Below are 8,618 nucleotides of genomic sequence, written 5' to 3'. Positions count from 1 at the left end.
GCCGCGACGCCCGCCACCCGGTGGCGGACATTCGATGCTGCGAAGGATGACAGGAGAATCCGTGAAAGCCATTGCAAAAGTGTTGGCATTCGGGCTCGTTGAGCTCGTTGTCTTCGGCTTGGTGCTGTTCCTGCTCGCCGGAACGTTCAACTACTGGCAAGCATGGGCTTTTCTGGCGGTATTCGCACTTTCGACGTGGATCCCCACCATGTACCTGCAGCAGGTAAACCCCGCTGCGCATGAGCGGCGTAAGCACGCGGGGCCGGTGGCAGAAACCCGAACGGTGCAAAAGGTTCTTATCGGCGGCTGGTACTTGTCGCTGGCAGCAATGGTGGTGATCAGCGCCCTTGACCACCGCTTTGGCTGGACGTCGGCGCCGGCGGTAATCTGCGTGGTTGGTGAGGTTTTGGTGGCAGTTGGGCTGGGTGTGACGAGCCTGGTGGTCATTCAGAACAGCTTCGCGGCCTCCACCGTCCAGGTGGAGACAGGCCAGACTCTCGTCTCCACCGGTCTGTACGGGCTGGTACGCCACCCCATGTACACCGGCAATGTGGTCACGGTAATCGGCTTCCCCCTTGCGCTCGGCTCCTATTGGGGGCTCGTCTCCGTCATACCTGGCCTGATCGTGCTTATCGTGCGCATCCGCGACGAAGAAAAGCTGCTTGCCGAAGAGTTGGACGGATACCTTGAGTACGCGCAGAAAGCTCGCTATCGCCTGGTGCCATATATGTGGTGACCGCTGCGCGGGCTGTCACGAGAACCATTGGGCACGTATGAATCCAGCGAGCAGTACTGCGAATCCGCCTGTCTCTCCGGCGATGAGCAGCGCCATCGCCAGGTACAGTCCAGCGCTGGGCTTTTCGAGCTGATTGGTGGTGTCGCGCAACGCCCCGTGGACGATGTAGCTCACGATGGCCGCCACGAAAAAGAACACCAGCACCATCGCGGCCGTGAGATTCACCCAACCGGGCCAGGCGCTCAGCTCGACGAAAACTGCGGTGAGCAACGTGGCGAACGCGTAGAGCAGTGCGGCTCGATGCGCGATATCGACATAGGGATGAGCGAGATGGTTAGGACTGGTGATCATTTGTCGGTACTTCCAGACGCCAAGTCCGAGCGAGAGAAGGAAGATGAGCCCCGCCGCGAGCAGTGTTATGGCGGTGTCGGAGCTGAGCACATATCCGGCAGTGGTCATCGCACCTGTCCTTCTTCCACAAGTTTGGCGGGTCGTCCTGCGACGTGTCGTCGGTACCAACGGCGGCCATGCCAGCGCTGGTAGTGCCATACGGCGGTCGGCAGAGCGCCGCGTTTGTGTAACCAAAATCCTTCGGGTACTGAAAGAGTGGGTTGAGCCCGACCAATCGCTACTTCGGCAAGAACTATCCCGGGCCCGTCGGCGGCGCGCCGTTCGGCCAGTATTTCGCCGGTAGGCGTGGCGATCAGCGTTGAGCCTTCGAAGTGGCCCCGGTATGGCATGGGCAGCCACGGCATTGCACATGTCAGCGGGCCCGCATGGGCAGCATGTACCACCGGCGCACCGATGTACTGAGCGAATGATGCGGCTGCGGCTCGGGCAGTGGCGGCATTGGTGCGCTCGATGCGATCGAAGAGCGTGCGAGGTGTCCAGGACGGCACCGACCACCAGCCCGAGCCCGTCATGGCGAGGTCTACTCGGCCGCGGAGGCGGCGAGCGGTCTGGGTGCGCATCAGCTCCCAGCACACGGCGGCACCGATCTGGTGCTGACCGGCGGTGAGCACACCGTCGTCCGTGCCGCCCACATAGAATGCGTTCTCCCACATGGTGGGTAGGTCCTTGTCATGCCGTCCGACGACGCCACTCGGATCGGCGAGAAGATACGCGTTGCGGACCTCGCCATCGGGATCGCGGCACAGGAAGGAGCCACCGACGAGGGCTTGATACCGCCGGGCGAGCGTGCTGAGCAGTGTGGTTGCCGCTCCTTCCGGAGGCAGTGCGGCATCGATCAGTGCCTCGGTGAAACCGATTCCGGTAGAGAAGAACTCGGGGAGGGCGATGATCTTGGCACCCCGCTGGCCGGCCTCGTCGGCCAGTCGTTCGCACGCAGAGAGATTGGCTGGAATGTCGCCGAGTGTCGCGTCGAGCTGTATCGCGGCCACAAGAGGCATGATGTCTGATCCGTCCGCCGTTGGTACGTATCGAGGAGCGTATCGCCAGCCCTCAACGCCGAGGCGTTGAGCCCTGCTCTGTATACCTTGTGGACATTCATGGAACGTGCACACTGCAGGACGGCGGTCCGAATCGGCCCGGGAGACGGTTCGCGACCACTTCCACGATGAGGTCGAGCAGAACTGGGACGCCGTGCTCGCAACGTTTCCACACCCGCGGTACGAGCTGATTTCCGCTCGGTGTGGTGTACGACGGCCATGACGAGGTACGGCAGTACTACATCGACACCCGGATCGCGTTTCCGGATCAGCGGCACGTAATGATTCGTCTCCGCCACACCGATGACGCGGTGGTTTGCGAGTTCTATCTCTTTGGGACGCACAGGGGGCCGTTCGGTGCGGTACCCGCGACGGGCAGCAGTTTCAAGGTGCGCATGACCGCCTACTTCATCTTCGACGGCACTACCTTGATCTGCGAGCGCATCTACTGGGATGTGTTGACCATGCTCAAACAACTACTCGGAGGACTCGACTTCGCCAGTCCGGCTAGCTATCTGGTGTTGGCGAAGGCGTTGTGGGGGATTCGTGCGTTGTCCTCGGCCCAACCCCAGGATGATGTCCACCGAATTCCGGACTGAGTCCCAGGCCCTATCGAAGCAGCTCGTCGACGACACGGACTACCTGCGCCGCACCGTCCTCGGCAGTCAGTACTTCGGCGATTTGCCGGGTACGTTCCTGGAGCTCCTCGTCGGAGACTGCGGTGTGGATCGCGGTGGCAAGCCGTTCGACCGTTAGAGACCGTTGCGGGATGGTGGCGGCGCTGAGCCCGAGCTCATCGAGGCGCCGAGCCCAGAATGGTTGATCGCCGAGGCCGGGCGCGGCGATGGTCGGGACTCCGGCGCGAAGCCCGGCTGCGGTCGTCCCGGCACCGCAGTGGTGCACCACCGCTGCCGTCTGTGGGAAGAGCCAGCTGTGAGGTACCTCGCCCACCGTCAGGATGTCGTCGGCGGATGCGTCGAGTCCCGCCCATCCGGATTGGACGATGCCCCGAGTACCGGCCCGGTGCAAGGTTTCCCGGGCGATCTCGGATATGCGCACGGCCTGTTCGGTCGATGTCATCGTGCTTCCGAGGCCGATGAACACCGGAGGATCACCCGCGGCTAGAAAGTCGATCAGTTCGGTCGACGGCTGCCACCGCGGATCGGCGGCCGGCCACCAGTAACCGGTGACGTCGAGGCCGGATCGCCAATCCGATGGGCGCGGCACGATATGCGGTGAGAAGCCGTGCAGAACTGGCCAGCTCGCTGCGGTGCGCCTTCTGCGGAGCGATCTGGCGGCCACGCTGGGTAGACCGAGATCTCGCCGGAAGCCGGTCACCACCCCGCCGTAGAGGCGGTCGATAAGCCAGGCGCCGGTATGGGAGGCGAGACGGTTGCCAGCAGAGCCCGCCGACCAGGCGCCGAGTGCCGCCGGGGGAAACGCGGCCGTGGGAGAGAATGGTTGTAGCCGGATCCCAACGGAGGGAATGTCTTTCGCCTCGGCGAGTGGATGCCCGGCCAGCTCCGAGAAGGGTGACAGCAGCAGTATGTCGGCGGGTTCGTCGCGTAGCGCGGTCAGCAGCGCGGTGCCGAGCATCCTCATGCCACGTGGCGCGAGGAAATCGGCAAGGCCCTTCATGACGTTGACGTCGGTCTCCTCGGGCTGCGCCCCGGGTTCGTCAATAGCCCGAAAATCCAAGCCGCAGTTGGTTATCAAGGAGGAAAAACGGCCATACGCTGCGATGGTCACATGATGGCCCGCTTGTTTGAGGCTTGTGCCGATCCCGGTCATCGGCGCGACGTCGCCGTGACTGCCGATGGCGGCGATGATTACTTGGGCCATCACACTCTCCTGACCACTCGGGTGTACATCTTTACCAGGTCCTCGGCATAGCCGAGCGCATCGAATTGGGGATCGTTCAGGATCTTCTCGACCACGGCGTTGACCGCTCCTCGCAACGCTATCGAAGTGGAATCGACTGGAAATGAGCCGAATTCGCCGGATTTCTGGCCCGCGCGGAGAATAGCTGATGGATCGAGCGCGGTCATTTGTTCGGCGAGTTCAGGTGTCTGTCCCAAGTCGCCCAAGCGCCGACCATCGCTGGGTTTGTAACTCGTCCCCAGTTGGGTGAGTGCCGTCAGTTGCACGCGGTGGGTATCGAAATAGGTGATGCTGGAACGGATATACGCGGAAAGCTGTTGGGTGGGGGTACTCGCGGCGTCCATCGCGGGCACCACGATGGTGAGCGCCGACTGGTACATCGCGGCGATCACCGCCTCGACGAGTCCGTCCTTGGATCCGAAGTGATACAGCACCACGCTCATCGCGATCCCGGCGCGTTCGGCGATCTTGCGGATGGAGGTCTGTGGATAGCCCACCTCCGCGATGACTTCGATCGCGCACGCGACGATCTGCTCGCGGCGCGCGACCTCCGTGAAGGTCGGTGGGCGGTCCGAATTAGATCGCATGATCGAAGTGTAGATCAATTGATCTAATCCTGGGAATGTTACCCCGGGTTAACGGTAGGTAAACGGCTATATATCATCTTTCCCAGACCCTAACCCCCATGGGGTACTCTGAGATTTAGCTGAGAATCAGCCGAACATCTCATAAGTTGGGAACTGGGTGACCTCTGAAGCCGTTGAACTGGGTGAATGCATCAACGTTGATGTCTTCGGCAAGTGACATTCACTTCCCGGGCCATTAGCAATTTGACCGAGCGGAAGGAAACACCACATGAAGAAGTCCCTCACTGCAATCCTCGGCGGCGCCGGTATCGCGCTCGCGGTCGGCATCATGGGCGCACCGATAGCGTTGGCGGGTCCGACGCCTCCCCCCGTGTGTTACGCCAGCGAGACCAGCGTCAACGCCACCGAGCTGCGCCCGTGCGTGGCGCCCGGGGACGTGGTCTACGAGCAGGGTGTGCACCAGCCGACTTACGAAGGTGCCAACCCGCTGGTCCCGCTGGGCACCAACCCGCACGTGCCGTATGGCACCAACAAGAACAACGGTTAGTAACCACGTCTAGTGGCTTCATCTTCGAAGACGCAGAAGGAGCACCACCCATGAAGAAGATCATGACCGCGACGCTCGCAGTAGTTGGCGCCGCAGGACTGTCCTTGGCGACAGCGGCCGCTGCATTCGCAGGACCCACGTCGGATACGGACGCCGTCATCAGCGACCTCAAATCCAACGGGTACCGGGTGATCGTCACCAAGGTGGGGTCGGACCATCCGGCGGAGTGCACTGTCCAAGGAGTGACACGGCAGTCCGGGGTCTCGAATGTGCAACCGGGACGGAACATGCGGAACCAGCCGACGACGGTTCCCAGCGCCGGGCAGAAGGTCGCGTACGTCACGTTGGCCTGCTAGCCGCCCGGCGAGTGGTGGCGACACTTGGTAGTGAGCGATCTGCTAACGATCCTCACTTGGTGTCGCCACTGCCCTGATCTCGTATGTTTTTCGATTGCCGTTGCGCTGCTGTGAATTTCAATGTCCGGTGCTCTGTCCACCGTCGACGTGCAGACCGCGACACCGCGTATAGACCACTCTCGGTCAATCAGGCCGACACCGCGGAATTTGCGAATTATCCTGATCGACAAGGCTTGTCGAGATATTCACGATATGCCCGCCGCTGACCTGTCAGGTGAAGACCTTGAGCACTACGCCGAGGTGCACTATTTGACGAGCCCTATCCGGGCGTCAGTGGTGCGTGCGGGAGATCCACACGGCACAAACCTTTGGGCGGGTAGCGGATTCACATGCTTGAGTCGGGGCGCGCGGCCATCGTCCGCGATAAGTGGGCATTCCGTCTATTTCATGCGGAATCGGAACGCACGGATCGGCGAAAGTGGTAGCGCGCCTGGCGTCTCAAGGAGTGGGACGTGTGCCGGCTGAAAGGTGGGATAGGTAACAGAAAATTTCCTGCGTTAATACAAGAGATGCGCAGATGTGCAGGAAAAGTGACCAATGTGGTTAGGGTGCAGCAAATTATGAATCGAAGTCGTGGAACATTCAATAAACCCATGATGTCCTGCGATTTTGCCTGACTAGACGAACCACTACACATGCGCTACCGTAATCAGTAAGACGTTGGCGGACAGTAATTCCCGTCATAATTTACAGCAAATATGACGGAAGCCACATATTTTGGTAGGTCGTCAAGCTGGTTGTTAGCGTCCCGTCTCATGTCTGATCTCGCTGCTTTGCTGGCGTTTATCCATCAGGTTTCGGGTACGCCGTATGTCTCGGGCGGAGACACCTCACGAGGCACTGACTGCTCCGGCCTTGCCTCCTGGGTGTCCAACGTCGCCACCGATCGCCCCGCGTTCGGTTCTCGGTTCAACACCGGGAACCAGGAGCGCGCGCTTCTCGCACGTGGTTTCAAGTACGGCACCGCTCCTGGTGCACTGGTAATTGGCTGGAACGGCGGTCATACCGCCGTCACGCTGCCCGATGGCACCCCTGTCTCCAGTGGTGAAGGAGGCGGCGTGAAGATCGGTGGTGGTGGCGCATACCAGTCGCAGTTCAAGCGCCACATGTACTTGCCGATCGACAACGCGGACACGGCAGATGCGGGCCCGTTGGATGTGCCCGCTCATGCCGAGGGTCCTGAGGTGATCCCCGCGACTGTGCTTGCGCCGCATCCCGGACAGGCGCCCGCAGAAGAAGCGCCGGCCGAAGCGGACTCGGTCGAGATCTAAGGGATCTCCAAACTTCTTGTACAACAACACAATTGTGATGCGCTGGTGTCGCCACTCACGCCTCCCGTTGGCCGGGAGGAACCCCGTCGATGCGCGCAAACGGTTGGGGTCCGACAGGATCAGGGTCAACTCCATGCACCCCGGCGTCGTCTACTCCCCGATGACGGCCCAGGCCGGATTTCAGGAGGGCGAGGGCAACATGCCCATCACCGCGATGGGGCGAGTGGGAGCCCCAGATGAGGTCGCGGGCGCTGTCTCCTATCTGTTGTCGGATGACGCCGGCTACATCACCGCTGCCGAGCTCGCGGTCGACGGCGGATAGACCGCCGGCGCCACCCTGAAAACAATGACGGGTCAGTGAGGTCGATTGGTCGCGCTGATTAACGTGTCGATTTCCTTCGCAGCCTGGGCAGGCAGTTCCAACTGCGGGAAATGCGTGGTGCCAGCCAGGCGCGTGTAGCTGAACCACGGATTGCGTGATCGGAACTCGTCGTGCAGATCGTCGTACGCAGTGCGTTCGGGGTTGCAGAAGATGTGATGAACGGGCCGGGATTCGGTTAGCTTTTCCATGCGCGACATCGGTGAGCCCCAGGTGGCGTACGCATCCTCGATGACGCGTCCGGCGCGTGCCCACACGTCGAACCCGAATCCGCCCATCTCCGAGCGGATATGCCGATTGACGGCCGCATTGCCGCTACCGGCCAGCCACGCTCGGAGAAACCCCAACCGGCTGGACTGCCAGCCTTCCGGATCGCGGAATGCCCTGATACCGCTAAGGAATTCGGCAGGAGCCGGTGTCATGATCAGGTCCACAATCATGACGGAAGGCACCCGCACGGCGCCGAGAAGTTCGGCGAGTTCCAGCGCCGTCCACCCGGCATGGGCATGAGCCACGGGGACAATTGTCTGCACGCTCAGGGCATCGAGTAGTCCGATGACATCTGAAACCTGTTCTGCAAGACCAAAATCGGCAACCGGCGTGCGGTCGATCCCATGGCCACGCCAGTCCATGCGAAGGACGCGGTGGTGCGGGACGAGGTGGGGCAGTAGCTCGTCATACGCGCGGTGGTCGTGTCCCCAGCCGCTGAGCAGCAGGATCGCGGGTCCGTCGTCGAGCCCCTGGTCGTCGAAGCTGATCTGTGCGCCGTTGATGGTGATGGTGTACATCGTGAGCCTCCCCGGAATGTCAGAGCGCCGAGTGGACGCGGAGGGGATGGATACGCACGAGAGCCTCGCCGGGCGCACTGTGATGCTCGTGAACGTAGGCCTCGGCGCGGGCTGCTCCCAGATACCGGGCGGTGATATCGATCAGGGTGGCGCGGACCGTCGATTCGTCGGGGTCCACCTTGGCATCGCCCTGAACCTGCACATAGCGGTAAGGCTCGGTCGGTGTCGCCACGGTGATCACCACGCGCGGATCACGTTGTAATGCCCTGACTTTCAAGCTGTTCAGATGAGTGACGAACTGTAGGTGATCGTCGGCCAGCTGATACCAGATGGGCAGAATCAGCGGTCGTCCGTCGGGTCCGAGGTAACCGAGTTGCCCCACCAGAGCGGGGGTCGAGTCGAGGAACCGGCGGATGGACGGATCGTGGATCGAGGTCATGGATCCTCAACCTAGGATCTCAAGTGCGCTTGACGTCAAATCGTTCGTACCGGGTGCTTCGACACGCCGTGCGGTGGCGGATTCGTATCGCATACTTCCGCCATGAGACGGCGTGTCGGAATAATG

Annotated in this window: 10 protein-coding genes and 2 pseudogenes; 6 read left to right on the top strand and 6 right to left on the bottom strand. The window is 61.7% G+C overall.

Going from position 1 to position 8,618, the window contains the following annotated elements; translation table 11 throughout:
* Positions 1-61: 61 nt before the first annotated feature.
* Positions 62-736: an isoprenylcysteine carboxylmethyltransferase family protein gene (locus MLB1_RS09760; protein ID WP_180749435.1), complete on the top strand. Its 675-nt coding sequence runs from the start codon at positions 62-64 to the stop codon at positions 734-736.
* Positions 737-751: 15 nt separating this feature from the next.
* On the opposite strand, the gene MLB1_RS09755 is transcribed toward MLB1_RS09760, so the two are convergent.
* Positions 752-1,195, bottom strand: coding sequence for a hypothetical protein (locus MLB1_RS09755; protein ID WP_180749434.1), 444 nt, complete (start codon positions 1,193-1,195; stop codon positions 752-754).
* Positions 1,192-2,145: a carbon-nitrogen hydrolase family protein gene (locus MLB1_RS09750; protein ID WP_180749433.1), complete on the bottom strand. Its 954-nt coding sequence runs from the start codon at positions 2,143-2,145 to the stop codon at positions 1,192-1,194. Before MLB1_RS09750 ends, MLB1_RS09755 begins: the two co-directional genes overlap by 4 nt.
* Positions 2,146-2,251: 106 nt before the next feature.
* Here MLB1_RS09750 and MLB1_RS09745 point away from each other — a divergent pair.
* Positions 2,252-2,783: pseudogene (locus MLB1_RS09745) on the top strand (ester cyclase).
* 10 nt (positions 2,784-2,793) lie between these two features.
* On the opposite strand, the gene MLB1_RS09740 reads toward MLB1_RS09745, so the two are convergent.
* Together MLB1_RS09740 and MLB1_RS09735 are read right to left on the bottom strand one after the other, a co-directional pair.
* Entirely contained in the window at positions 2,794-4,026 is a 1,233-nt protein-coding gene (locus MLB1_RS09740) for a glycosyltransferase (protein ID WP_180749432.1), read from the bottom strand.
* Entirely contained in the window at positions 4,026-4,670 is a 645-nt protein-coding gene (locus MLB1_RS09735) for a TetR/AcrR family transcriptional regulator (protein WP_180749431.1), read from the bottom strand. Before MLB1_RS09735 ends, MLB1_RS09740 begins: the two co-directional genes overlap by 1 nt.
* A 250-nt stretch (positions 4,671-4,920) precedes the next feature.
* Here MLB1_RS09735 and MLB1_RS09730 point away from each other — a divergent pair, with 250 nt between their 5' ends.
* The 4 genes and pseudogenes from MLB1_RS09730 to MLB1_RS09715 form a co-directional block, all read left to right on the top strand.
* Positions 4,921-5,199, top strand: a complete 279-nt coding sequence (locus MLB1_RS09730) for a hypothetical protein (RefSeq protein ID WP_180749430.1) — start codon at positions 4,921-4,923, stop codon at positions 5,197-5,199.
* 50 nt (positions 5,200-5,249) lie between these two features.
* Positions 5,250-5,555 carry a hypothetical protein gene (locus tag MLB1_RS09725; RefSeq protein WP_180749429.1) on the top strand — a complete coding sequence of 102 codons (306 nt, stop codon included), beginning with the start codon at positions 5,250-5,252 and terminating at the stop codon, positions 5,553-5,555.
* A gap of 815 nt (positions 5,556-6,370) precedes the next feature.
* Positions 6,371-6,886: a hypothetical protein gene (locus MLB1_RS09720; RefSeq protein WP_180749428.1), complete on the top strand. Its 516-nt coding sequence runs from the start codon at positions 6,371-6,373 to the stop codon at positions 6,884-6,886.
* 103 nt (positions 6,887-6,989) lie between these two features.
* A pseudogene (locus MLB1_RS09715) lies at positions 6,990-7,208 on the top strand (SDR family oxidoreductase); the annotation flags it as partial.
* A 32-nt stretch (positions 7,209-7,240) separates the two neighbouring features.
* On the opposite strand, the gene MLB1_RS09710 reads toward MLB1_RS09715, so the two are convergent.
* Entirely contained in the window at positions 7,241-8,053 is an 813-nt protein-coding gene (locus MLB1_RS09710; RefSeq protein WP_180749427.1) for an alpha/beta fold hydrolase, read from the bottom strand.
* Positions 8,054-8,072: 19 nt separating this feature from the next.
* Positions 8,073-8,492 carry a PPOX class F420-dependent oxidoreductase gene (locus MLB1_RS09705; protein ID WP_180749426.1) on the bottom strand — a complete coding sequence of 140 codons (420 nt, stop codon included), beginning with the start codon at positions 8,490-8,492 and terminating at the stop codon, positions 8,073-8,075.
* Positions 8,493-8,618: the final 126 nt, after the last annotated feature.

The organism is Mycobacteroides sp. LB1 (assembly GCF_013449725.1).
Taxonomy (GTDB): Bacteria; Actinomycetota; Actinomycetes; order Mycobacteriales; family Mycobacteriaceae; genus Mycobacterium.
This window is presented reverse-complemented; position numbering and strand designations above follow the sequence as displayed.